This is a genomic window from Pleionea sp. WD8-19 (genome assembly GCF_055326765.1).
Map to the genome: position 1 here is coordinate 1 of NZ_JBUZOU010000011.1, position 24,482 is coordinate 24,482.

At 43.0% G+C, this 24,482-nt stretch carries 22 protein-coding genes and 2 tRNA genes; 11 read left to right on the forward strand and 13 right to left on the reverse strand.

The genetic code is table 11. The annotated features are described in order from the left end of the window. Window positions 1-566: 566 nt before the first annotated feature. Both ACTUJY_RS13430 and ACTUJY_RS13435 read right to left on the reverse strand, forming a co-directional pair. The gene (locus ACTUJY_RS13430; protein WP_463616615.1) at window positions 567-1,058 is read right to left on the reverse strand and encodes a hypothetical protein; all 492 of its coding nucleotides are present in this window, start codon (window positions 1,056-1,058) and stop codon (window positions 567-569) included. A 700-nt stretch (window positions 1,059-1,758) separates the two neighbouring features. After that, entirely contained in the window at window positions 1,759-2,082 is a 324-nt protein-coding gene (locus ACTUJY_RS13435) for a hypothetical protein (protein WP_463616616.1), read from the reverse strand. 132 nt (window positions 2,083-2,214) lie between these two features. On the opposite strand from ACTUJY_RS13435, the gene ACTUJY_RS13440 reads away from it, so the two are divergent. Continuing rightward, window positions 2,215-3,369, forward strand: coding sequence for an IS110 family RNA-guided transposase (locus ACTUJY_RS13440; protein ID WP_463616617.1), 1,155 nt, complete (start codon window positions 2,215-2,217; stop codon window positions 3,367-3,369). A 754-nt stretch (window positions 3,370-4,123) separates the two neighbouring features. Here the strand turns inward: ACTUJY_RS13440 and ACTUJY_RS13445 are convergent. Then, window positions 4,124-4,489 (reverse strand): DUF2652 domain-containing protein, encoded by a 366-nt coding sequence (locus ACTUJY_RS13445; RefSeq protein WP_463616618.1) that lies wholly within the window; start codon window positions 4,487-4,489, stop codon window positions 4,124-4,126. A gap of 61 nt (window positions 4,490-4,550) precedes the next feature. Beyond that, window positions 4,551-4,868, reverse strand: coding sequence for a hypothetical protein (locus ACTUJY_RS13450; RefSeq protein WP_463616619.1), 318 nt, complete (start codon window positions 4,866-4,868; stop codon window positions 4,551-4,553). A 252-nt stretch (window positions 4,869-5,120) separates the two neighbouring features. Between ACTUJY_RS13450 and ACTUJY_RS13455 the strand changes: the two genes are divergently transcribed. After that, window positions 5,121-5,543 carry a site-specific integrase gene (locus tag ACTUJY_RS13455; protein WP_463616620.1) on the forward strand — a complete coding sequence of 141 codons (423 nt, stop codon included), beginning with the start codon at window positions 5,121-5,123 and terminating at the stop codon, window positions 5,541-5,543. Window positions 5,544-5,638: 95 nt separating this feature from the next. Here the strand turns inward: ACTUJY_RS13455 and ACTUJY_RS13460 are convergent. Beyond that, window positions 5,639-5,725, reverse strand: a tRNA-Leu gene (locus ACTUJY_RS13460). Window positions 5,726-5,890: 165 nt separating this feature from the next. Further along, window positions 5,891-7,177 carry a nucleotide sugar dehydrogenase gene (locus ACTUJY_RS13465; protein ID WP_463616621.1) on the reverse strand — a complete coding sequence of 429 codons (1,287 nt, stop codon included), beginning with the start codon at window positions 7,175-7,177 and terminating at the stop codon, window positions 5,891-5,893. A gap of 162 nt (window positions 7,178-7,339) precedes the next feature. On the opposite strand from ACTUJY_RS13465, the gene ACTUJY_RS13470 reads away from it, so the two are divergent. After that, a complete protein-coding gene (locus ACTUJY_RS13470) occupies window positions 7,340-7,831 on the forward strand; it encodes an RDD family protein (RefSeq protein WP_463616622.1) in 492 nt (163 codons plus the stop codon). A 149-nt stretch (window positions 7,832-7,980) separates the two neighbouring features. On the opposite strand, the gene lptG is transcribed toward ACTUJY_RS13470, so the two are convergent. Both lptG and lptF read right to left on the reverse strand, forming a co-directional pair. Then, on the reverse strand, window positions 7,981-9,054 hold the full coding sequence (lptG, locus tag ACTUJY_RS13475; protein WP_463616623.1) for an LPS export ABC transporter permease LptG: 1,074 nt from the start codon (window positions 9,052-9,054) through the stop codon (window positions 7,981-7,983). Next, window positions 9,051-10,145 (reverse strand): LPS export ABC transporter permease LptF, encoded by a 1,095-nt coding sequence (gene lptF, locus ACTUJY_RS13480; protein ID WP_463616624.1) that lies wholly within the window; start codon window positions 10,143-10,145, stop codon window positions 9,051-9,053. Before lptF ends, lptG begins: the two co-directional genes overlap by 4 nt. 173 nt (window positions 10,146-10,318) lie before the next feature. Here lptF and pepA point away from each other — a divergent pair, with 173 nt between their 5' ends. Then, complete coding sequence (gene pepA, locus ACTUJY_RS13485) at window positions 10,319-11,839, forward strand: leucyl aminopeptidase (RefSeq protein WP_463616625.1); 1,521 nt, start codon at window positions 10,319-10,321, stop codon at window positions 11,837-11,839. 12 nt (window positions 11,840-11,851) lie between these two features. Beyond that, window positions 11,852-12,286 carry a DNA polymerase III subunit chi gene (locus ACTUJY_RS13490; RefSeq protein ID WP_463616626.1) on the forward strand — a complete coding sequence of 145 codons (435 nt, stop codon included), beginning with the start codon at window positions 11,852-11,854 and terminating at the stop codon, window positions 12,284-12,286. Between the two features lie 8 nt (window positions 12,287-12,294). On the opposite strand, the gene ACTUJY_RS13495 is transcribed toward ACTUJY_RS13490, so the two are convergent. After that, window positions 12,295-12,672, reverse strand: coding sequence for an STAS/SEC14 domain-containing protein (locus ACTUJY_RS13495; RefSeq protein ID WP_463616627.1), 378 nt, complete (start codon window positions 12,670-12,672; stop codon window positions 12,295-12,297). Between the two features lie 138 nt (window positions 12,673-12,810). Here ACTUJY_RS13495 and ACTUJY_RS13500 point away from each other — a divergent pair, with 138 nt between their 5' ends. From ACTUJY_RS13500 to ACTUJY_RS13510, 3 genes are all read left to right on the forward strand, one after another. Continuing rightward, entirely contained in the window at window positions 12,811-15,645 is a 2,835-nt protein-coding gene (locus tag ACTUJY_RS13500) for a valine--tRNA ligase (RefSeq protein ID WP_463616628.1), read from the forward strand. A gap of 81 nt (window positions 15,646-15,726) precedes the next feature. Then, window positions 15,727-16,104, forward strand: a complete 378-nt coding sequence (locus ACTUJY_RS13505) for a hypothetical protein (RefSeq protein WP_463616629.1) — start codon at window positions 15,727-15,729, stop codon at window positions 16,102-16,104. Window positions 16,105-16,108: 4 nt separating this feature from the next. After that, entirely contained in the window at window positions 16,109-16,498 is a 390-nt protein-coding gene (locus ACTUJY_RS13510) for a VanZ family protein (RefSeq protein WP_463616630.1), read from the forward strand. An 82-nt stretch (window positions 16,499-16,580) separates the two neighbouring features. Here the strand turns inward: ACTUJY_RS13510 and ACTUJY_RS13515 are convergent, their stop codons facing one another. Together ACTUJY_RS13515 and ACTUJY_RS13520 are read right to left on the reverse strand one after the other, a co-directional pair. Next, complete coding sequence (locus ACTUJY_RS13515) at window positions 16,581-16,847, reverse strand: hypothetical protein (RefSeq protein ID WP_463616631.1); 267 nt, start codon at window positions 16,845-16,847, stop codon at window positions 16,581-16,583. A 641-nt stretch (window positions 16,848-17,488) separates the two neighbouring features. Beyond that, window positions 17,489-17,737 carry a glutaredoxin family protein gene (locus tag ACTUJY_RS13520; protein WP_463616632.1) on the reverse strand — a complete coding sequence of 83 codons (249 nt, stop codon included), beginning with the start codon at window positions 17,735-17,737 and terminating at the stop codon, window positions 17,489-17,491. 386 nt (window positions 17,738-18,123) lie between these two features. Between ACTUJY_RS13520 and ACTUJY_RS13525 the strand changes: the two genes are divergently transcribed. Continuing rightward, complete coding sequence (locus ACTUJY_RS13525; protein ID WP_463616633.1) at window positions 18,124-18,780, forward strand: hypothetical protein; 657 nt, start codon at window positions 18,124-18,126, stop codon at window positions 18,778-18,780. A gap of 48 nt (window positions 18,781-18,828) precedes the next feature. On the opposite strand, the gene rlmKL is transcribed toward ACTUJY_RS13525, so the two are convergent. After that, window positions 18,829-20,976 (reverse strand): bifunctional 23S rRNA (guanine(2069)-N(7))-methyltransferase RlmK/23S rRNA (guanine(2445)-N(2))-methyltransferase RlmL, encoded by a 2,148-nt coding sequence (gene rlmKL / locus ACTUJY_RS13530; RefSeq protein ID WP_463616634.1) that lies wholly within the window; start codon window positions 20,974-20,976, stop codon window positions 18,829-18,831. Between the two features lie 83 nt (window positions 20,977-21,059). On the opposite strand from rlmKL, the gene ACTUJY_RS13535 reads away from it, so the two are divergent. Both ACTUJY_RS13535 and ACTUJY_RS13540 read left to right on the forward strand, forming a co-directional pair. Continuing rightward, a tRNA-Met gene (locus ACTUJY_RS13535) sits at window positions 21,060-21,136 on the forward strand. 419 nt (window positions 21,137-21,555) lie between these two features. Next, window positions 21,556-22,095: a DUF2058 domain-containing protein gene (locus tag ACTUJY_RS13540; RefSeq protein ID WP_463616635.1), complete on the forward strand. Its 540-nt coding sequence runs from the start codon at window positions 21,556-21,558 to the stop codon at window positions 22,093-22,095. Window positions 22,096-22,141: 46 nt separating this feature from the next. Here the strand turns inward: ACTUJY_RS13540 and ACTUJY_RS13545 are convergent, their stop codons facing one another. Continuing rightward, on the reverse strand, window positions 22,142-24,391 hold the full coding sequence (locus tag ACTUJY_RS13545; RefSeq protein ID WP_463616636.1) for a TonB-dependent receptor plug domain-containing protein: 2,250 nt from the start codon (window positions 24,389-24,391) through the stop codon (window positions 22,142-22,144). Window positions 24,392-24,482 lie beyond the last annotated feature (91 nt).

The following is a 24,482-nucleotide window of genomic DNA, read 5'->3' on the forward strand; positions in this document are numbered from 1 at the left end:
CCGGTCAGCGCCTTACCTGATTGAAGTTGTTCTAATGCTTTATTAAAGTCGAATTCTTGAGTCATAGGTCATTCCTGTTTTTAACAGTTTACTGAAATGACACAGATTTCTAAACACTACCAACCGGCTTTTTAATTTGGTACCAGAGGACGGACTCGAACCGTCAAAACCCGTAAAGGTATGGATTTTAAGCTTTCTATAAATAACAATAAATTCAACCTAACAGATTTTACCTACGCGTTACGACTTGCAACATACCTTGCTGTTCATATTTCAGGCATTGACAGATATTAGAAGGTGTTTAATTTGGGTCGGCTTACAGCGCTTGAATATTGTCTGATTACCGACTTGATAACATGCGCCTCCAGTAATTATTTTCCTAAATTCTTGGAGAGGCTCAATCCATACTTTGATAAGTAATTTGTCCGAAAACAAAAATCGCAACTCCTGTAATTATTGTGAGTATCATTTCCTTACCTACCCTAATGTCGCGCCCAGGCGCCGAAACGAAAAGCTGCGTAGTGAAGGTCATAGCCAGCGATAGTTGGCCTTTTTTATGCGCCTTGTTATATCGCATTTTCAACAGCACGCAAATTTGCATTTACAGATTGATTGATTTTGTACTGAATGTAAATAACATGAAAGAACGTACTTAAGAACGGGTTTAGCCAAAACGGGCTTTTCTTTTGCACACCACTTATTGAGTTAATTCTATTTCTTACCTTTACAAGCCAAACGACATGAAAAATGGAAGATACAACATGCATTCCTTTAGAAAATATGAGCAATTCTTGTGACCCATTTGCAGTAAAAAAGAATACTAAGCTAAAAAATGAAATCAAATGCACCGAAATCGCTGTCAAAACGAACCAATTGGGAATAGGATTTTTAATGTAGCGATTAGCTTTAGCTGTGAGTGTAAAAAGGCGATAGACAACATAAAGCCCTAATGTGATCATGCACAGTACGATTGTTTGAAAAATTGATTTGGAGACTCGAACCGTCACGCCCGCAAAGGCGGGGGATTTTGAATTCCCTATAAATACTAATAAACTCAATATGTTAGGCGCTACTTTCCGAATATCTAAAATAATTTTCTTTGTAAGAATATCAATTGGTTACATTCTTTCAAAAAAAATTATTCGGAAGCAGAAATACTGCACTTAAATGTAGTTCACGCTTAATCTAACAATCCTTTATTATGAGTTTGCATTGGTTGCACAAGACGTTCAGCTTTCGACCAAAAGCAAAAGTTCAACGCCTCAAACAGTAGTTCATCTACTGCTTTGAATTGTTATATTTTAAACAGCTTTCGATAACACCCTTGGTTCTTTTTACTTCTGTGATCCATTTTTATGTTCATTTGTTGAAACCGGACCACTTTTCTTTTAGCCCATTCAGCGTTTCATCAATGTTTAAATCAAGGCCATTTGCTTTGATGGATAACCTAATTAGCCTTTTGCACATATATTCCAAGGGGAGGCCCTCCGAATTTTCCCGAACAAGAGACTTTAGTATTTCCGCTTGCTCAAAGATTTCTTGCCTGTTTTGTAACGCCTCGAGCGGAAACTTATGCTGTTTATCAAAAGAATACCCTATAGATTGACCGCTTATGTTAAAGCGAGCATCGAGAGTATCGAGCCAAGCTTCATATTTGTGCAGAGGATTCATTCTTCAGACACCTAACGCAGAGTGAAGGGGCGGCCAAAGTATAGTTTTGGACGTCCCGGCACGAAGTGCCCTCGCTTACACGTTTTGTTATGCATTATTTAGCACCACCAAATGTATATTTTGAACGCCGGCAACTGAAGATTCGTTTGACCAAGCGTCCAATTCTTCTGAGATATCCCCAGATAGAACCCAGCCACGACCAATTTTTTGTGCCAATGACAAAGCTTCAAGCACCGACTGTGACCAATTCAATGTTTCGTTTGAGGAACTAAACGAGCAAAGAAAACCACCTTTGTGGTAAGGCTCTACTTTCTCAGAACCACATTCTACTTCTAACTGAGCAATTACTTTGTGCAATACTTTACTAGCTTTTTCTGATGTATTTGCGTCAGTAAATATTTTCCAATGCATTCCTTACCTCAAGATGCATAGACATAATGACTCCCTAGGAGTCTAGTTTTCATTCAGCGCTAGCCTCCAACCGTGGATTAGCAAAGCCAGAGCCATACTATAGGCAGAGATACCCTATAAGCGGAGGCTAGCATGAATAACGATACCATATTATTTATTGGATTGGACACTCATAAAGAGTTTACATCAGTAAGCTATTCGGAATTAAATCGAGAGGCTCTTGTCGAGCATCTTGGTCAAATTCGTTCAACCAAACCAGGTTTTACTCGATTGGCCCGTCAGCTTCAATCCAAGTATCCAAAAGCAACACTTCACTTCGTGTATGAGGCTGGCCCCTGTGGATATTGGGTCTATCGGCTCCTGACTAAACTCGGGCATGAATGCTTTTTATTAGCGCCGTCTCTTATACCTAAGCGACCAGGGGATCGAGTAAAAACCGATAAGCGAGACTCCGAAATGCTGGTCAGATTACTAAAAAACGGTGATGCATATCCTATTTATGTTCCCGAATCCGAAGATGAATCGACTAGAGATTTAACTCGTGCTCGTGAAGTTGCAATGCATGACCTAAACGACGCTCGTTACCAACTAAAATCATTACTTCTAAGAAATAATATTCGTTATCCAGCTACAGCTAACTGGTCCAAAAAACATTTGCGATGGCTCACGGAACTCGTACTGTCTCATCCGGCACAGCAATTTGTTCTGCAAGAGATGCTTCAAACTATTTCAGAACGCACGAAACGATTAAAACGACTGGATGAAGAGCTATATCATCAAGCGACTAAGTGGCGATATTATCCATTAGTTAAGGCTGTTCAAGTGCTGCGTGGCGTTCGCTTTTTAATTGCCGTTAGTGTCATCGCTGAGTTAGGTGACCTCACTCGTTTTGATTCGCCTAAAAAACTGATGAGTTATGTCGGCTTAACCGCCAGTGAATATTCCAGTGGAGGCAACCGAAAACTCGGAGCAATTACAAAGTGTGGAAATGGTCGTGCTCGTCGGTTACTGATTGAAAGTGCGCACAGTTATCGATACCCGGCCAATGTGTCAACGGAATTACAAAAGCGCCAGGAAGACTTAAGCAAAGTCATCATCGACATCGCCTGGAATGCTCAAGTGAGATTATGCAAACGTTACCAACGACTCATCAAACGAGGTAAGCATTACAATGTGGTTGTGACAGCTATCGCCAGAGAAATCATTGCCTACTTCTGGGCAATCGCCCACGAAGTTGTGCTCTCCCCGGTTAACCCTAAACAGCGACTTGCGAGAGTACTTGCATGAAAGCGTTTCGAGTCAATGCAATCGATCAAGCTACGGTTATGGTACAAATCTCGAAAGCGTTAGGTGGCTACCCTTAATACAGTAGTGTAGAACCACGTGCATAGACTGAAGACCGGTACCACGACGTAACAAGTAAGGTTGGATAGGCTTTTAGAAATTTAAAAGTAACCCACGAATACCAGCAAGTTAATCGACGACATTACTGGCTTCATCGAATGCATTGACTTGATCTAACTTTAGTGAGGCTTTGTTAAAAAAGCAGGTGTTGTTTTGTATCTATTGACAACGGGAGTCATACCAACGCGTTACTTTGCGGCTTTGATTAACGACTGCAAGGAGCGGTTCGCAGTCACGCAACAGTTTATTGTCAAGCCCTTTCATAAGTATTACGTATTCTTTTGTTTATACCATCAGACTCGTCAAGCGAAACAGGGAGTGCTGACAAAACCGCTAACAAAGTTAAAACTCCTAGTATTGCTGGTATGAAAGACGAATAGTATAGAGATAAAAATAACAAACACATTATCCCAACACTTTCAAAAAAGCGTGATGCAGCCTTTACCCAGCGATTACCTGAATATCGAGCATCACAGTTTTTACATTTAGCTTTTACCCCTATCGTCACCAATAATTTGATCCTGATAGGATTAAGCTTGCTTTGACATATTTCGCAGTTCATTTTATTGCTTAACGCCAAATTTTTCAAATTTTAACAGGAGTGAAGCGACTGTTGAAAATCTGAAACAATGCCTGGTTAAGTATTTTTAGTTTGAATATTGGTGATCCAATATTTGTCATCGCTTTTTGCAAAGCTTACAGTTACCTTCTTTCTCTCTTTCATAATATTCGCCATTATATGAAGTTCACATTTTGTTGATTTACATGATTCCTTTACACTGGATTCAATCAAAACCATATCTTTAAAAATCAATGAAGTTACTTCCCAGATTTTTTCTAGTTGTGCTCGCTTAGTAGGCTCCCATAATAGAAGAGCATCTCCACTAGTTTCCTCAACTTTCAATAGCGCTTGATGTTCTTGAAGTATTGGCAATAGAAATCTTTCGTTCGCCATTGAGTTGAATGACAACAAAGATATAAATATTAAACTTATTTTTAACATGAAATTTCCTATTTGTACTTAACGTTCAAAGCAGCGGTACCTGATCCGCTGCCTTTGTTTGTTATAAACCGGTTATATATGTAACAGTACAATTAGTTTCAGAGCCTAATACACCAATTCTTACGTCTTTTTGCGTTGTATAAAGCGTAAGTGCTATTGATAATAAGGAGCTATTTGCAGGATCTCCTAATAAAGCTTTGTCAGCTGTGCAGTCCCATGTACTTCCTGCTGGATTCGGCAACGATAAATCCTTTAAATAAACGGCAGCCTTACCCGAAGGGTATACTATTACCTTTGAAATTTTAGCAGTCCAATTTACAGATGCGAATGCCGTATGACTAAGTAATAACAGGAAAATAAAAATTAAATTTTTAAGCATAAAATTACTATTCCGATTTTGATTTATAACATTAGTGATATGCGGACCCTAAGAACCGCATATTAATTTATCTCACTATTGAAATTTTCTCATATTTCTTACTTATAACATACAGTTAAGATTACCAATTCTCATAATGCAATGGGAAAAAGCGGACCCAGTTTCGTTATAATACGAGTGGGTGTTTTCCACTCAAAATATTTTCTTTTTATTTCAATACATTATAGAGAGTTTCCTACCACGATAAAAAAAGTGCGGACCGCGATTCAAGGTCCAAGGCTATTTGATCAAATTCACTTTACCTTCCGAAAGCTCCGCTATAGTCCACGTAACGAAGCGGCATACAAACACTGGATCAAGCGCTATATTCTTTTTTACCAGAAAACGCATCCGTTAGAAACGGACCATACGCATATCAGCGCATTTTTAAGTCATCTCGCGGTTAACGAAAATGTGTCCGGTGCTACCCAAAATGTCGCATTGAATGCGTTAGTATTTTTGTACAAACGTGTTCTCGCTGTTGATATTGGTGACTTTTCAAAAATGGCTCGCGCCGCGAATAAGAGCGATTACCCGTTGTGTTTTCACGTGAAGAAGTGCAACGATTATTGTCTAAACTTTTGGGCAATGGAAATGAATAGGAACTGGGACGCTAAGCGTATTGGTGATTGCTAAACTGAATTTAAACTCTATTAATTTCCAGTTAGCTTTGTAAGTTTAAGCAATTAATACGCACAAAAAAGCCGACAAAACGTCGGCTTTTATAAATTTGGTACCAGAGGACGGACTCGAACCGTCACACCCGCAAAGGCGGGGGATTTTGAATCCCCTGTGTCTACCAATTCCACCACTCTGGCATTGTGTAATTACTGCAAGCCATTTGGTAGCACCCTTTCGGGTCTGGCTTGAGTCGCGAGTTGCCTCACGAGCGGGCAATTATAATCAATCGACTGCCGATTGCAACTCTATTTATCCACTCCTCCACCAATTGTTTCTGATTGATGAAAAAGCAATCGAAACGTTTAAATTCTGGACAACTTAAAGCTGGAATGCTTAAAGCCTTCGCGATCCAAAATACCCTTAATATCCCAAACGTGGGCGCCTGATTTTAACATGCGCTCAAAGTCAGCCATGTCCCACTCTTTAAATTCATTGTGTGCCACAGCGACAAACACCAAATCCAAGTCATTTAATTGTTCGCGACTGGCTAACTCGACACCGTATTCGTGTTGCGCTTCTTCGCTGTCGGCCATTGGATCATAAACCATCGGCTCAATACCAAAACTGCGCACTTCTTCGATGATATCGATCACTTTGGAGTTACGTAGATCCGGACAGTTTTCTTTGAAGGTTAACCCCAACACAGCAACTTTTGAATTATTAACATAAGCACCTTCTTTGATCAGTTTTTTGATCGCTGACTGCGCAATGGTTTTACCCATATCATCGTTGACGCGACGACCGGCTTGAATGACCTCAGGATGATAACCAATCAATTCCGCTTTATGCGTCAAGTAATATGGATCCACACCGATACAGTGACCGCCAACAAGCCCTGGACGAAATGGCAAGAAATTCCATTTGGTTCCTGCCGCTTCAAGCACATCCAGCGTATCGATATTCATACGCTGGAAAATCAACGACAGTTCGTTCATTAACGCGATGTTTAAATCACGTTGAGTGTTTTCTATGACTTTAGCGGCTTCCGCAACTTTAATGCTGGACGCGCGATAAACACCTGCGGTTACAACACTTTCATATACTGCCGCGACGATATCGAGCGTTTCTTGATCCTGCCCGGAAACAATTTTCATAATTTTGGTAAAAGTACGCTCTTTATCACCCGGGTTAATCCGCTCAGGCGAATAACCCACAGTGAAATCTTTACCGCATTTAAGACCACTCACTTCTTCTAAAATCGGTACGCAATCTTCTTCGGTTGCGCCAGGATAAACCGTCGACTCGAACACCACGATGTCGCCTTTTTTCAGCGCTTGTCCGACCGTTTTAGAGGCGGATAACAGCGGTCGAAAATCGGGGCGACGCGCTTCATTAATCGGCGTTGGCACCGCAACGATAAAAAAGTCAGCTTTGGCCAAAGTTTCAATGTTGTCCGAAAACTCAATATCCGCAGACTTAAGCTCGGTCGACTCCACTTCTAACGTGCGATCAAAGCCTTTTTTCAGTTCTTCAATACGTTCGGCGTTGATATCGAAACCGATCACCGGTTGCGTCTGCCCAAAAGCCACCGCAACGGGCAAACCCACGTAACCTAAACCAATCACTGATATTTTACGGTTATGCGACATGATGTAATCCTGAAAGTTATTGTCCTGAAGTTTATAAGTTTTTTAGTGAGGGGAGCCGAGAGACCATCCCTTAATTGCATAGCCGCGCATTGTACCACGCTCTAGAGCCAATAGAAGCTTTTTGATAGACTGCGCGGCGTGACTAAAACGAGACATGACAATATGAACGCACAAACCACGAAAGTTCAGGTTTCCCCGGCTTCTCCCTGGAAGCGACTGTTTGCCTGGGTGTACGACTGGCTTCCTGCGGCCGGTGTGCTGGTATTGGTGTTCGCTATCGGTTTGGCTTTACTGAACTTAGTGCTTTTCAGTTTTATGCCATCGGACCAAATCTCGGAAACCGTGCGTAACCATCCGTTCTGGGCGGTCTACCTTATAATCGGAACGTCGCTCTATTATCTCTATTGTTGGCGTAAAGGTGGGCAAACGGTGGGTATGCGTACCTGGCGCATTCAATTATTAAAAAGTGACGGCACATTATTATCCACCCAAGACTGTTTAATACGCGCCTTTCTTTCTTTCGGTGGTGTGGCCAACCTTTGGGCATTTATCGACGCCGATCATCGAGGCTGGCACGATATCGCGGTTGATGCTTATGTGGTGCAATTACCGAAAAGAGAAAAAACGGCGGAAGAAAACAAGCCATTGATTTAGTTGCGAGTTGCGAGTTGCGAGTTGCGAGTTGCGAGTTGCGAGTTGCGAGTTGCGAGTTGCGAGTTGCGACAAATATGATGACCGCCCTATTCCGACTGTCAAGTCGGGTAACTAATTTTCACTCGAAACTCGTCACTCGTAACTGTTTTTCACCTTGCCCGTTTCAACAAAAAACCTGCCACTACGGCAAATACCAAAATAGGCATCGTTGCACCAAGAATCGGCGGAAACTTATACACCAAACTCATAGGGCCAAAAAAGTTATTCACAATATGAAAAGCAAATCCAACAACGATACCCGTCATGAGGCGAGCCCCCATACTGACCGATCGCATCGGCCCAAAAATGAACGAGCTGGCCAGTACAATCATCACAATCAGTGTAAAAGGTTGAGTTAACTTTCGCCAAAAAGCGAGTTGGTAACGCCGGCTGTCGAGTTGATTATTGTCAAGATAGCGTTGGTATTCATATAGGCCGGCCAAATTGAGCATTTCCGGATCGCGCGTTAACACTTCCACATGCCCTGGATTTAAATCGCCTTCCCAAATCAAACGCTGCTGAATCGTTTGTTTCACTTCATCCTTTTGCGGCGTTTGACGTAGAACGTTTTGTAAATGCCAATAACCATCCACAAAAACCGCACTTTCGGCATTGATCAATTCCTGCAAGCGTGCGTTGGCATCCAATCGAAACAACGTTACCCCTGACAAATTAGACTGGCTGATAATATGCTCAATATGCAAAATATCGTTTTTGTCGCGCGCCCAAACTCCGCTTTTGGTTTCACTCAAGCTATATCCGCTGAGTGCTTGTGCTCGAGCTTGATGTGCTTTTTGACTGGTAGCTGGAGCAATCCACTCCCCCGTTAATATCACCAGCAACATCATTATGACGGTCACTTTCACCGCACTCATGACAATGCGAAACGTTTTAATTCCGGCAGCACGCATTACCGTTAATTCGTTTTGACCAGCTAAAACACCCAGTGCAGACAATCCACCAATTAACACGCCCATCGGAAAGAACTCATACAGCCTCGATGGTATCAATAGCAAAGAATAATAAAGTGCATCAAAAAACTGATAGTCACCCTCACCGATCTTTGTTGCTTCATCCAAAAGCGTGAATAAAGTACGCAATCCAATTAAAACAAGTAATGTAAACACCACACTCAACAAGACTTGTCGGCCTATGTAACGGTCCAGTATTGAAACACCGATCATGATGCTTTCCTGCGAGGTCTGATTTTTCTGCGTGACTTGTGCGGATTACGGTATTGCCATATTACATAAAGAGCAAATAATCCATGAATCCACCAAAGCCCTATCACTCCTGGGATTTTACCGTCTTCAATTAATCCACGAGACAGCAGTAAAAAAATCATGTAGCTGAGATACACCAAAATCGCGGGAAGCATTCGTGCAAACTTACCTTTCCGAGGTTCTACTCGCGACAAAGGAATTGCCAACCACATCAGTAACGGAATACTGATGGGAATGGCTAATCGCCAATGCACTTCTGCCCAATGCTCTGGAGACAAATGGGCGAGCAAATAAAATGTTGAAAGCGCTTTTAATTTTTGTTTGCGATCACTGTCATCCGCCGGTGGTACTCGCATCAAATAATTGCCAAAAGCGGAAATACTCCATCCTGGTGATGAATCTGGAATCAGGTAACTTTCTCCTTGTTCCAACCGTAGAAAACTCTGACCCGCTTCATTCACTGTATAGGCTCCTTTTTGCGCCGATACCAATTGCCACTGATTACGATTTTGTTGCGGTAAACTGGCAAAAAAGAGTTGTTGAAACTCGCCATTCGTATCACGATCGGCAGCGTAAAGAACACGACTGCCATCCGAGCTGAGTTGAAACTTTCCAGGACTTAAAAACGATAACTCAGACTGGCTGTCCTGCTGCTTTAACAACGATTGTTGCGTATTTGCAGCCCAAGGGGCTACCCACAAGCTAAATATGGCCGCGATTAGGAAAAAAAATAAAATCAAAGGACGTATCATTCGCGCGAGAGCGAGATTGCCGATCCCGATGCTGCGCGCAACAGTCAATTCATTTTCAACATAAAGTTGACCGTAAGCCAGTAAAATACCCAGAAACAAAGACAACGGAAGTAAAAAACCGATCAGAGGTGGCATTTGCAATCCCACCATACTGAGCAATAATTCAGGTGCAATTTTTCCATCAACCACATCGCTCAAAAAGCGCACAAATTGTTGACTGGTAAAGATCAACATCAGCACCAGCAAAATTGCCGCCGAGGCTAATAAAATCTCCTTATTGAGGTAACGTTTTAATCGCACAGAACTCTACTCAAAACTTATACTTTTAGTGATTTTTCGACAAGATTGGTCTAAAATCCCTATTTTCAAAGGTTTATATCGTTAATTTTGTGCTTAATATAGCATGAATTTTTAACCCGTGGAGAGCAAACTCTTAACGCTCAACCACCCGATGCCCACTTTTAGGAGTACCTATGGAATTTCACGTAAAAAGCGGAAGTCCGGAAAAACAACGCAGTGCGTGTGTTGTTATCGGCGTTTTCGAGCCACGAAAACTCAGCAGTGTTGGTGAACAATTGGATCAAGTCAGCGAAGGTTACATCAGCAATATTCTGCGGCGTGGCGATCTGGAAGGCAAGCTGGGCCAAGTTTTACTTTTGCACAACGTCCCAAACACTTTGTGCGATCGTGTGTTATTAATCGGTTGCGGTAAAGAGCGCGACTTTGGCGAAGCCCAATATAAAAAAGTCATGGCCAAAGCCATCTCCACACTCAATGACACAGGCTCCATGGAAGCCGTCTGTTTCTTAAGTGAGTTAAATGTTAAGGGCCGTGATACGCACTGGAAAGTAAAACACGCGGTCGAAGCGACTCACGGCTGTCTCTACACTTTTGACCAATTAAAAAGCAAAACCGACACCGCACGTCGTCCTTTACGTAAACTGGTTTTTAACGTCACAACCCGACGCGATCTCACCATTGGCGAACAAGCCATTACCGAAGGGCTAGCAGTTTCTGAAGGCGTTAAGTTGGCAAAAGATTTAGCCAATATGCCACCCAATATTTGCACGCCGAGTTACCTGGCCGAGCAAGCAAAAGAAATCGCCGACAATTACGAAAAAGTAGAATGTTCCATTGTCGAAGAAAGTGAGATGACCGAACTGGGTATGGGCGCGTTTATGGCAGTAGCGCGCGGCTCGGCGCAACCGGCCAAACTGGTCCTTTTGAATTATCACGGTGGTGAAGCCGATGCCAACCCAATTGTATTGGTCGGTAAAGGACTGACCTTCGACAGTGGTGGTATTTCCATTAAGCCCAGCGAAGCCATGGACGAAATGAAGTATGATATGGGCGGCGCTGCCGGCGTTTTCGGCGCTTTTCTAGCCATTGTGCAGCTAAAATTACCGATCAATGTAGTAATGGCTGTAGCAGCGGCTGAAAATATGCCAGGAGGAAATGCTTGCCGACCTGGAGATGTCGTCACTTCCATGAGCGGTCAAACCATCGAAATTTTAAACACCGACGCCGAAGGCCGATTGGTCTTATGTGACACATTAACCTACATCGAAAAGTTCAACCCCGATGTCGTGATCGATGTTGCGACGTTAACTGGAGCCTGCGTTATTGCATTGGGTGCACACGCGTCTGGATTATTAAGCAACCATAACCCGTTAGCGCACGATTTGCTTAATGCTGGCGAAACCGCCGGTGATCGCGCTTGGCGTCTGCCACTTTGGGATGAATATCAAGAACAACTTAACACCAATTTCGCGGATATGGCTAATATTGGTGGCCGACCCGCCGGAACGATAACCGCGGCTTGTTTCCTGGCACGCTATGCCAAGAAATACCAATGGGCCCATCTGGACATCGCCGGAACAGCTTGGAAAAGTGGCAAAGACAAAGGTGCAACCGGGCGTCCCGTTTCATTACTCACTCAATATGTGATTGATCGAGTCCACGCCAAATCAGCCAAAGACAAAGACAAAGACTGATGGAAAGTTTGAATGACGCACATTGAATTTCACATTCTCGAAGACGACAAGCCACGTTCGGCTTTTCGTCTGTCGGTAGCTCTTATACAAAAAGCGTATCAGGCGAAAAAGCGCGTTTTTATTCATACCGCTTCACAACGTGATGCCGAATATATGGACGAAATGCTCTGGACTCAGGATCCCAGCAGTTTTCTGCCGCACCTGCTCATTGGGGAAGCCGAAGGCATTTACCCGCCCATCCAAATAGGGTACGGACAAGAACCGCAAATTCGACCCGATGTGTTAGTGAATCTTTCCGATGAAATACCGCCTTTTCACGGGCAGTTTGCTACCGTCATTGAATTTGCGTTTGGTGATGAAGAGAAAAAAGAAAAAGCGCGCGAGCGCTTTAAGCACTACAGAGATCGTGGTTACCCATTAAAGCATTTCAAACATTCCGCGGCTTAAATACCTCGCTAATTTTGGCGATGCTTCAACCAATAACGTGCGTCCGACTCATTATCGAATAGCCTTACTTCGTAAGGCGCCTCCTGAACCAAAGTAATATATTCTCTGCAAAAGTCCCTTACCAGTCGCTGTTCAGCTACGAGCGCTGTTCCAGGATACCCATCAAATTCTCGTTGCGACTGACTGAATTTAGCTAAAGAAAAAATCTCCATGACGTCCAGGTCAAACTGGCAATCCAGCGCTACCCATAGTGCATCCATATTAGGTGGAAAATTTCCTCCGTAGTATTGCTGGAAGGCAGAAACCATATCTTCCATTGATATATTTCCGCTCAGGGTCACGGTCAATAAGTTGGATTTTGGATCGTACTGACTGGAAATGGCCATAATCTGCTAAGTTTTTCGTTGATTTCGGAGACAAACAGTGGCGAGGGTAGTGTTGAACCCTTAGAATACGCCCCCTACATCTTTAATTGTAGATCCAATTTATTTTATCCACGACCAACGAATCAATAAAGACTCAATATGGACAAGGCATACAACCCGCAAGACATTGAACAAAAATGGTACCAAACCTGGGAAACCAATAACTATTTCCAGGCTTCAGGTGAAGGTAACCCTTATTGCATTTTGATCCCGCCACCCAATGTCACCGGCAGCCTGCATATGGGTCATGCCTTTCAGCACACCATAATGGATACCTTGATCCGCTATCACCGCATGAAAGGTGACAACACTTTGTGGCAAACGGGTACCGATCATGCGGGTATCGCTACACAAATGGTTGTTGAGCGAATGCTGGCAGCAGAAGGCAAAAGCCGTCAAGATTTAGGCCGCGAAGATTTTGTAAAAAAAGTTTGGGAGTGGAAAGAGCAATCGGGCGGAACCATCACGCGACAAATGCGTCGTTTAGGCAATTCCTGCGATTGGGAACGCGAAGCTTTTACCATGGATGACACCTGTTCCAATGCGGTAAAAGAAGTGTTTGTGCGTTTGTTCGATGAAAACATCATTTATCGCGGTAAGCGACTGGTCAACTGGGATCCCAAATTCCACACCGCCATTTCCGACCTCGAAGTGGAAAATAAAGAAGAAAAAGGCTTCCTGTGGCATTTCCGTTACCCTCTTGCAAATGGCGTCACAACTGCCGATGGAAAAGATTATATTGTCGTTGCCACCACGCGGCCAGAAACCATGCTCGGCGATACAGCCGTAGCCGTTCACCCTGAAGACGAACGATATCAAGCATTAGTGGGTAAATCCGTTTTACTCCCATTAGTCGGCCGTGAAATTCCAATTGTTGCTGACGAATACGTTGATAAAGAATTCGGTACCGGCTGCGTAAAAATTACACCCGCGCACGACTTTAACGATTATGAGGTCGGTAAGCGGCATAACGCACCACTGGTGAATGTGTTTACTCCAGACGCGGCGATTCTCGAAAAAGCCGAAGCCTTTGACTACAAAGGCCAAGCCATTACCGATATTAATTTGACAATTCCGGAAGGTTACGCTGGATTAGATCGATTCGAAGCGCGCTCAAAAATTGTTGAAGACTTTAACGCAGTCGGGCTGCTCGACTCGATCAAAGACCATACGCTTCAAGTGCCGCGCGGTGACCGAAGTCATGCCGTTGTCGAACCTTATTTGACCGATCAGTGGTATGTTGCCGTTGAGTCTTTAGCCAAACCCGCCATCGAAGCGGTAGAAAGTGGTGAGATCAAATTCGTTCCAGAAAACTGGAGCAAAACTTACTACCAGTGGATGTACAACATTCAAGACTGGTGCATCAGTCGTCAATTGTGGTGGGGCCATCGCATACCCGCCTGGTACGATAGCGATGGTCATGTGTATGTCGCACGTAACGAAGCTGATGCACGCAGTAAATACGGTTTGGCGGATAATGTGCAGTTGAAACAGGACGACGATGTGCTCGACACTTGGTTTTCTTCTGCATTATGGCCTTTTGCCACATTAGGTTGGCCAGAGCAAACGAAAGAATTGGAAACGTTTGTCCCCTCTTCCGTCTTGGTCACCGGTTTTGACATCATTTTCTTCTGGGTTGCCCGAATGATTATGATGACCAAAAAATTCACCGGAAAGGTGCCTTTTAAAGAAGTGTATATCACCGGATTGATTCGCGATGAGCACGGCCAGAAAATGTCGAAGTCGAAAGGTAACGTACTGGATCCTATCGACTTAATCGATGGTATTGGGATCGATGCATTGGTTGAAAAGCGCACCAGCGGTATGATGCAGCCTAAAATGGCTGAAAAAATTGCCAAACGGACCCGTAAAGAGTTTGGAGAAGGCATTGCAGCCTACGGTACCGACGCACTACGTTTTACATTTTGCGCGCTAGCCTCTACCAGTCGCGATATTAATTTCGATTTAGGTCGCGTAGAAGGTTATCGAAATTTCTGTAATAAAATCTGGAATGCCGCACGCTACGTGTTGATGAATACGGAAGGCGAAGACTGCGGGCAAAACAATAACAATTTAGAGCTTAGCCTGGCCGATCGTTGGATTTGGTCTCGCTTGCAAACCACCATAAAAGAATTTGAAAAGCAAATTACCGAATACCGTTTCGACTTAGCCTCCAAAGCCGTATACGACTTTATTTGGAACGAGTATTGCTCTTGGTATCTTGAGCTTTCTAAACCCGCTTTAACGGCTGATGATGCAACCGACGCGGCCAAACGTGGCACGCGCCATACTTTGGTAAACGTATTAGAACAAGTCATACGATTAGCTCATCCGATGATGCCTTTTGTCACTGAAGAAATCTGGCAGCGCTTAGCGCCATTGGCCGGTATTGATGCGGATACGATTATGACGCAATCATTCCCAGCTTATGATGTATCACGCAGTGACGCTACTGCCGTTAACGATCTGGAATGGGTCAAAGACGTTGTGGTAGGCGTACGTAATATTCGCGGAGAAATGAACATTTCTCCGGCTAAGTCGGTACCATTGATTTTGCATAATGGTTCCAGCGACGATCAACGTCGACTGACTGAAAATCGCAATTTTCTAATGTCTTTAGCCAAGCTTGAATCCATTGAGTGGAAAAATAAAGGCGATGAATTACCAGCAGCGGCTACTGCATTGGTTGGCGAAATGGATCTTTTGATCCCAATGGCGGGCTTAATCGACATTGCCGCAGAAAAAACACGATTGAACAAAGAAATAGAAAAGCTGTCGAAAGACAAAGAGCGCTTTGCTGCCAAACTACAAAACCCGAACTTTGTCGATAGAGCACCCGAAGCGGTGGTTAATAAAGAAAAGGAAAAATTGGCGGAAGTTGAATCAGCCCTAGGCAAATTGAAAGAACAAGCGAAGCAGTTAGAAAACCTCTAACTTTTTTCCTTTATTTCGAAAGGTGTTCCATTTGCACCTTTCGAAATAGATGATTAGTAAAGGAGCCGAAAGACAAATAAAATGCGTAATATTGGGATTTCACTGCTTTTCTTAATTAGCACAAGCTTTGCCTCGAGCAAGCTACCCATTCAAAATAAATACTCCATACAGCCCACTCGAATATTTGAAGAGTGCTTTTCGCTTAACGCCAACCAGCAAATACAGTTTTCCTTTAAAGCAAGCGATCCACTTAAGTTCAATATTCACTATCATCAGGGCAATGAAGTTATCTATCCCATTGCCGAACACTTAACGCCAGAGTTTAAACCGACCATATTTACAGCCAATGAAGCTCAAGACTTTTGTTGGATGTGGACTAATACTCAACAACTTACAGTATTACTTGAATACACAGTATCACTCGTTAAGCCAAAAAATAAGACGTTAATAAAGGAATAAGCCATTGACTGACTTTATATTCAATAAACTACTGCCTCGCCTGGGCCATCCTTTTTGGAAGGTCAGTGCGCTATTGTCACTTGCGCTCCTATTAATGTTAACTTTGGGCCCAGCAGTAAAAGGCAGCATGATGTTTCCTCATGCCGATAAGCTATTTCATTTTATCGCCTTTGCAGGCGTTACCTTTTTAATGATGAGTGCTTTTATTCGTATTCAGCGGTGGTATTTGTTTGGTTTAATGGTGTTATTGGGTATTGCCATTGAAATCGCTCAATATACGTTAGCGAACCGAAGCTTCAGTTTATTGGACTGGGCAGCCGATATCGCAGGCGCAGCACTCGTTACAATTTTGTATATTCCTCGTAAGAAAATTATCAAGCAAACCCATGTTTAAAGCCTAAGGAATGCAGAACAAAGAGGAAGATCAAATACCCCTTAAGGTTTACTCTTAACCATTTAGTAGTTTTTATTTACGATTAGAATAAAAGGGGTGGAGCACCCGGCAAAGCCTCAACTTCCATTTGTTCCAAATCAGCGTCATCGCGTAAGTCGTATAAAAACCGTGCTCCAGAGTCGAAACGAATAACATAACGACCGGGTAACAACGCCGCTGCATAGACCCCCTGACTTTCACTGATTGGAAATCCATCAAGATCAGAAATTTGAATAACCGTTTCAGATACTTCTGCATGAACAACAAGTTCGTGATAAAACTCTTCTTGTGGATTGATATTTATAGCCATTTTATATTCTCCCGTGAAAAATCTTCCACTACCAACAGTATAAGCGCTTCAAAACTCTAGAAACGATTAATCAGACCAACGGTCACCTCCCTTTAGATTATTTAGACCTTAAAAACCCGCCGCTCTCCAGTTCAGCCAACGCCCGAATAATACGATTAAACAAACCCACAATTAAGTGCATTACAAGGCTTTGTCTGACACCCCAATTTAGTCCCCCTTTTTCACAAAGTAGCTCATAAGGCGTTTTGTCTTTAAAGCAACTATGTCGCCTTAGAAGGTTGTTAACCCACACATTTCGTTTATTTCTTTTGTAAATCCCTCCTTTAAAATAGTAAGTTGATAGAACTCCTGTTTGTCGGTCAGATGAAAGCGCTCGTCCTCGCTATTAAAATCAGTTTGATGTAAACATACTGCACGCCTAACTCTTCGATGTGTCAGTGATACTTCGCTTGAAAATGAGGAGTTTTACTTTTACTTATACTTTATGGCCCGGTACTTGTATTCATTGCGCTGACTGGCTTTACTTACTGCTTGCGAAGTTTTTGAAGCAGCCGGATTAAACCATGTCGACAAAGGGCACTGTATACATTGGTTAAGATAAATCGAATAAAGGCCTTCAAAATGGTCAACAAGATGGTTCACTACGATGTAAGCCAATCAACCATTTGCTGAACATCAAATGGCCAACCCAGTTCCTCACCCGTACTCGGGTTAACCAATACCGGAATTCTTTCCCCGTAAACTTCTACCAACCCACCACTCCCAATGATGTCAATCATTTCCAGAGTCATTCCCTCAGGAATCAGCTTTTGTTGCTTGGCAAAATAAAATTGTCCGATGGCCTGCTCGCATAAGTGACAACCATCGGTTGACATGATTTGAATTTTCATTCGGTGTTACCTTAAATGATAGTTTTACCAGACCGTACACTCAACCCGAGCTCACCCCAAAATTGAAACGACCGACCAAGAAAGCCAGTTTATCAGGTGTCGCCTTTTTTCTGTTTTCAAACTTGAAAAATTACAGGCGTCGTTTTTTAATGGCAAATGTAATGCCAAAATTTGATCATCGCTCGGCCTTTTTCTTGCTTTACGACCTCCCACATTTCCACCATTTGCTTCTGGCTTTTTCGAAAACCGGTCGATTTTTTTCAAATACTACAGAGAATCAAAACAATTTACCGATTTTTTTGCAATTTCAGAAGTAAATATATTCACTTTTTAAATCGCACTTCGTATAATCCTCGCGCATTTTTTAATCATCGAGGACTACACTCATGGCACGAGCAAAAAAAGCCGTAAAAAAAACCGTAACAAAAAAACCTGCTGCTAAACCGACAGCGAAAAAAACCACAAAAAAAACCGCAGCCAAAACTGCGAAAAAAGCCGCTCCGGTATCTGTTCTTGATCAAGCCGTTGCTTCTTTCGAGAAAGCTCTAGCGGAATTAAACGCAGCTGCAGTTACCGAAGTAGCGACATTAGAAAAAGCCGCTGCTAAAGCAGACAAGTCTGCTAAAGCTGCCACAGATAAACTGGCTAAAGCCAAAGCCAAATTGAAAGCAGCTCAAGCCAAGGTTAAAGCCAAGAAAACAGCCGCTGCAGTTAAAGCGGTAGAAACCAATAAAGCCAAAGTCGCTGAGTTGTCCGTAGTCGCAAAAGCGGCAACCGCTGAGCAAGCAGAAGCTAAAGACGCTGTAAAAGCCGCTAAAGCGACTGCAAAAGCGGTAAGCGCTAAAGTGAAAGCCATTGTTAAAATGGAAAAAGAGCTGGCTAAAAAAGAAGCCGAGAAAGCCAAAAAAGCAGCTAAAGCGGCAAAAGCGAAAAGCAAAGCTAAGAAAGCAACCAAAAAAGCCACGAAAAAAGCAAAGGTGACTGTGGTAGAAACACCGAAAGTAGAAGAAGCGACAGTCGTTACCGAAGAAGTTGCCGCGTAATCTCTGAGCAAAGCTTTGGATAAATAAGGCCGCTAAAAGCGGCCTTTTTTATAAGCACTCAAAAAGCCAACTTCGATGGAGTGGCTTTTTCATAAAGTCCCGTGAAGTTGTCTCGCGGGTTGTTTCCGACATGCGCACACCTTCTGGTGCTTCAAAGGTCATTTTGAACTTTCTAAAGTTATTGGAAAACACCAGCTTTCCATTTGGATTCAGCACCTGTAACGCCGATTGTAACAAAAGCTCATGATCTTTCTGAATATCGAAATGCCCTTCCATCTTTTTCGAATTGGAAAAAGTTGGCGGGTCCATAAATATCAGATCATAACCTTCTTTATTTTGTTCAGCCTGATGCTTAAGCCATACCACACAATTGGCTCGAATGAATTGATGTCGCGTAAGATCAAGCCCATTGAGCTGGAAGTTTCGCTCCGCCCACTGCAGATAGGTATTCGACATATCGATACTCGTGGTACTTGCGCCAGCCATTGCTGCGTGTACGCTGGCCGTTCCCGTATAACAGAACAAATTCAAAAATCTATCGCCCGAATTTACCCATTTTGCCATCGACTGACGAATTTTCCTGTGGTCCAAAAATAAACCGGTATCCAAATAGTCCGACAAGTTGACTTCAAGTTTAGCGTTGCCCTCTTTTACTATGATAACCTGGCCTTGTTTTGCTTGACGAACGTACTGAGTGTCCCCCTTTTGCTTCATTCGCGTTTTCACAAACACTTTGTCGCGTTCAACTCCCATCACTCCGGCAGCAACACGCTCTATATCTTTTAATCGCCGTAATGCTTTATGTTTGTCTACGGTTTTTGGCGGCGCGTATTCCTGAATGTGTAAATGTCCGTCATAAACATCGATTGCGGCTGCGTATTCCGGCAAGTCGGCGTCGTATAGGCGATAGCAACTGAGCTTGTTCTGCTTAATAAAACTTTTAATACCCGCTAAATTTTTTTGCAACCGGTTGGCCAACATTTGTGCTGAAGACGAGAGCGCCTTATCCCACTGCTCGGAACTTTCGTTTCGGGCTTCGACATAAAGCTTTGGCTCAATCGACAACCTCAAGAGTTCACATTCAATTGGCCCATTCATTAACCGGTAAATCTTTTTCGCCCGAATTCCTAATGCATGTCCGTGTGCTTTTTGCGTGGACAGCACAAGCGCCTTTTCACCTTCACACTCTTGCTTCAACCACATACCAAAGTCGGCATACAGCTTCGCTGCCCGCTCAGAATCCTGCAATCTCTCTCCATAGGGAGGATTCGTTACAATTAAACCGTGTTGTTCGGGTAATGGTCGTTTCACATTTTGAAAAGTACTCACTTGCCACTCAATGGCATCTTTCACCCCTGCCAACTCTGCATTATGACGTGCAATGGCTAAAACTTGTGGATCTTGATCACTCGCAAAAAATGCCACACCTTCCGCTGTCGACTTTTGTAATGTTTGAGCTTCATCAAGCACTTGCTGCCAAAGTGAGGACTGAAATAATTTCCAGCCTTTAAAACCCCAATAGCCTCTTAATGAACCAGGGGCAATATTGAGAGCCATCATTGCAGCTTCTATAACCAAAGTACCAGAGCCGCACATGGGATCGAGCAGCCAATAATTTTGTTTCGCAAGCTCTGGCCAACCCGCACGATATAACATAGCCGCTGCAAAATTTTCTTTCAGTGGCGCTTCACCTGCTTTTTGGCGATAACCACGTTGATGCAAACTTTGCCCTGAAAGGTCAATGCATAACGTTGCTTGGTTTTTATTAATACGGCAATGTAGCCGTACATCTGGCGTTTGTGTATCGACAGAAGGACGCTCACCGAATTCTTCACGAAAATAATCCACTACCGCATCTTTAATTTTTAAAGCACCGTACTGTTCGTGATCAATACGCGATTTACGCGAAACAAAATCGACCGCTAACGTTCCCTGATGCGAAATGTGTACGCCCCAATCCACCTCTTTCACTTTTTGATACAGCTCTTCATCGGTTTCTGCATGAAACTCCGCTAGCGGATAAAGCACACGGTTGGCCAGTCGACTCCACAAACACACTTTATATAGAATAGGCCAATCACACTCGATGCTAACCTGCATTAAACCTTCTTTCGCTTGTTCAACGCCTATCGCATTGAGTTCATCGACTAATAAGTATTCAAAACCAGGTGGACAAGTAATAATAAATCGCGGCATGTTAAAAGAAGGCTTGCAATAAAGAATTCATGCCAGTATTATACGCGCCTCGTCGACGAAGTACGACGTTTAAAACACATTGATGCGGGGTGGAGCAGTCTGGTAGCTCGTCGGGCTCATAACCCGAAGGTCGTTGGTTCAAATCCGGCCCCCGCTACCAAATTTAAACGAAAAGCCTGAGTTCTTACTCGGGCTTTTTTGTTTCTTCGGGTATGAGCCGACGAGAAAGTGTCGGGCTCAGACTCATACCTCCATCTCGCCGAAGGTCATTGGTTCAAACCCAACCCCCGCTACCAAATTTAAACGAAAAGCCTGAGTTCTTACTCGGGCTTTTTTGTTTCTTCGGGTATGAGCCGACGAGAAAGTGTCGGGCTCAGACTCATACCTCCATCTCGCCGAAGGTCAGTGGTTCAAACCCAAACCCCGCCGCTAATCGTCGCTCCGCTGCAATTACATTTAAACAAAGCGTCAGAGATTTTATGGAAACTTTTACAGGTTAAATGCCACTTCATATTGATCATAAAACTTCAATTCACCATAATAACGCATAACAAATAACCACTCTTATATTTACACAAAATGGCAAAATCACTTCAAGAACAATTACTCAGCGCAGGCTTGGTAGACAAGCAAAAAGCTCAAAAAATAAAAACCGAAAAACGTAAAAAAGCCAAACAACAGCCCAAAGGCCACCAACAAGAAGATGAGGCTAAACGATTGGCTCGAAAAGCAATGGCTGAAAAAGCCGCTCGCGATCGCAAGTTAAACTTGCAACAAAAGCAGGCCGCAGAACAAAAAGCGATTGCCGCTCAAATAAAACAACTTATAGAAATGAATAAGGTAGAGCGCGGCAAAGGCGATATTGCTTATCAATTCACCGATCAAAATAAAGTGAAACAAATCATGGTGGATGAAAAATTAAAAAGTCAAATTGCAAAAGGACAGTTGGCAATCGTTAAGCTTACCGAAGGCTATGAACTCGTTCCCAGCAAGGTTGCAGATAAAATTGCGGAACGCGACGACTCTTCAATTGTTTTACTGCATCAAAAAGAAGACAAGGTCGCCGAAGAAGACGACCCTTATGCCGACTATCAAATTCCTGATGATTTGATGTGGTAACCCCCGCAAGTACAGCTCCAGAAACTGGAGCTGTATCTCTTTTACTCTAAAGCTCCATTTCTACACCAGCAATAATTCTTCGTGGGTCTTGAGGTGATCCGACAAAGGCTTCATCTTGCCCAAAGGTTGGGTTGTAATGTTTTTTGTCGGTCGCATTTTTAATCTTTAGAAAATACTTGAGTTGAATATCATCGCTTATTTTATGTTTGTAATGCGCATAAAGATCAACACGAGTAAAACCAGGTACAGAGAGTCGATTGCCATTGCCATCCACTCGTTGATGCAAAGATTCTGATCGCTTTAACACTTTGGGAAAAATACTCCAATTACCGCTTGAAATTTCCATTCCTACTTTTGCCGTTTTATCGGCGCTATAGGTTAGGTCGTTACCGGCAATGTCACCATCGGAAACACTGTAAGCCGCGTATCCATTAAACGTCCAATCTCCAATAAAGTGTAATGTATCCAACCTCAATGTACCGCCATTTATGTCCGCTTTACCTGCATTGACGGGCTGCTCTGCAACATCAATTGGCACACCTTGAAATGTTTCACTTCCGTTATAGACGAAAATGACAGGCGTAATCAGCTGCTCAATTTCAGACCAATAATAGTTAAACGACAGTTTCAAATTATTTGAAAAGGAATAGGCAAAGCTAACCTCTTGCGAGCTGAGCTCTTCAGGCTGCAAGTCCGGATTTGGTAAGTGCCAGAAAGGACCAAACAAACCTGTGACTTCATCATTGGCATTCGTTGTTGGAATAAATCCGCCGTAATGCTGAAAAGTAACATAAGGTGATGGGGCCAAAAAGCCCTCACTGTACAGCACTTTCATTGTCATTTTTTCTAACGGTTTGATGACAACGCCGACTCGGGGGTTCACAGTATCTCCATACCGAGTATTATCATCGTAACGAGCACCGGCAGTTAAACTGACAATGTCAGACAACACAGCTTGCCATTGAAAGTAAGCGCCAAAGTTTTTGTAGTTAATATTGTAAAAAGCTTGAAAAACCGTTAAATCATTACCATCAAGATCTTCAATATTGGTTCCTAAATAATATTGACCTTGAAGATCGGCCGGAACACTTTGATCGAATGGTTTAGGTAAATCCCCTGTTTTGGGTAGAGCAGATATGTCATCAAAATTAACACCGAATACCATCGAGTGCACATCACTCAAAACCCAGTTCACCTGCTCTTCAAACTTATTGACTAACCCATAGCCATACTTATAGCCATCTCGATAACTTGTAAATGTGTTCAAAAACTTACTTTCCGGCAATAGCTCATACTTTCCTCTAGAAAAAGAACTTTGAATGGTTACATTTTCATTGAACTCATAAGTATGGCGCATAAACAAATTAGAAATCTTCGTATTGAACACGGCATCTTCAACATAAAGATTATAATCGGGTAGCATTCCAACCGAGTTATTATGAGACTCATACGCTTGCGCATAACCGACTTCTAGATTTCCGAGCCTAGCACCTAAATGGTAAAAGTGTGACTCGGTTGGTGTCGCGTAAGGGCGAGGATCACCGAGATCCAAAATAATGTCAGGCAAAAAAGGAGCGAGTCTAACTTCACCATTTGTCGCATATCGCTCATTGTACCAACTGAACTCCTCAGGATATTCTTGCGCCATATTCGGTTCATCACTGTCATACAATTGTGCAGTGAACATTAAAGAGAAGTCATCTTTAGAAAAACCATAATTAATGGAACGGTCTTTCGTACCAAACGAACCTGATCCAATATGCACCTTAGCTCCTTGCCCTTGCTCTCCCGTTTTAGTAATAATATTAATAATGCCACCAAATGCATCAGCACCGTATAATGCCGACGCAGGGCCAAGTATCACCTCAACACGTTTTGCATCGGATAATCCATAATTGGTGGCGACAGCATGGGGAGTTCCGTGTGGCGAGTTAATTCGAAACCCATCGAGTAAAACAACAAATTTTTCATTACCACTGATGCCTCGAAAGGTATAAAAGTTGTTGTATTCAGCAACCGCTCGATGTTGAATCTCAATTTCAGGAATATCTTCCAATAATTCGACAAGGTGCCGATAACCACGACGACTGATTTGTTCGTCAGTAACGACATAGACTGTGGCCGGAGCATCAGATACTTTTTGAGCAGATTTAGAAGCCGTCACCACTTCGATATTCAGTAAGTCCTCTAACGAAATCGCACCAATTTCATCTTCCGATGCCACTGCTTGAAACGATACGGCCATGCAAAAACATACAACGGTTCTATGCAAAGCTCGGATAGCATATTCTTTCATACTCACCCACCCGTCCTGATTGTTGTTTAACTGGCTACTTAACCTAAATTAATCCGTTGACCGCTTTAAATAGAAGTAAATGCTTTAAAAC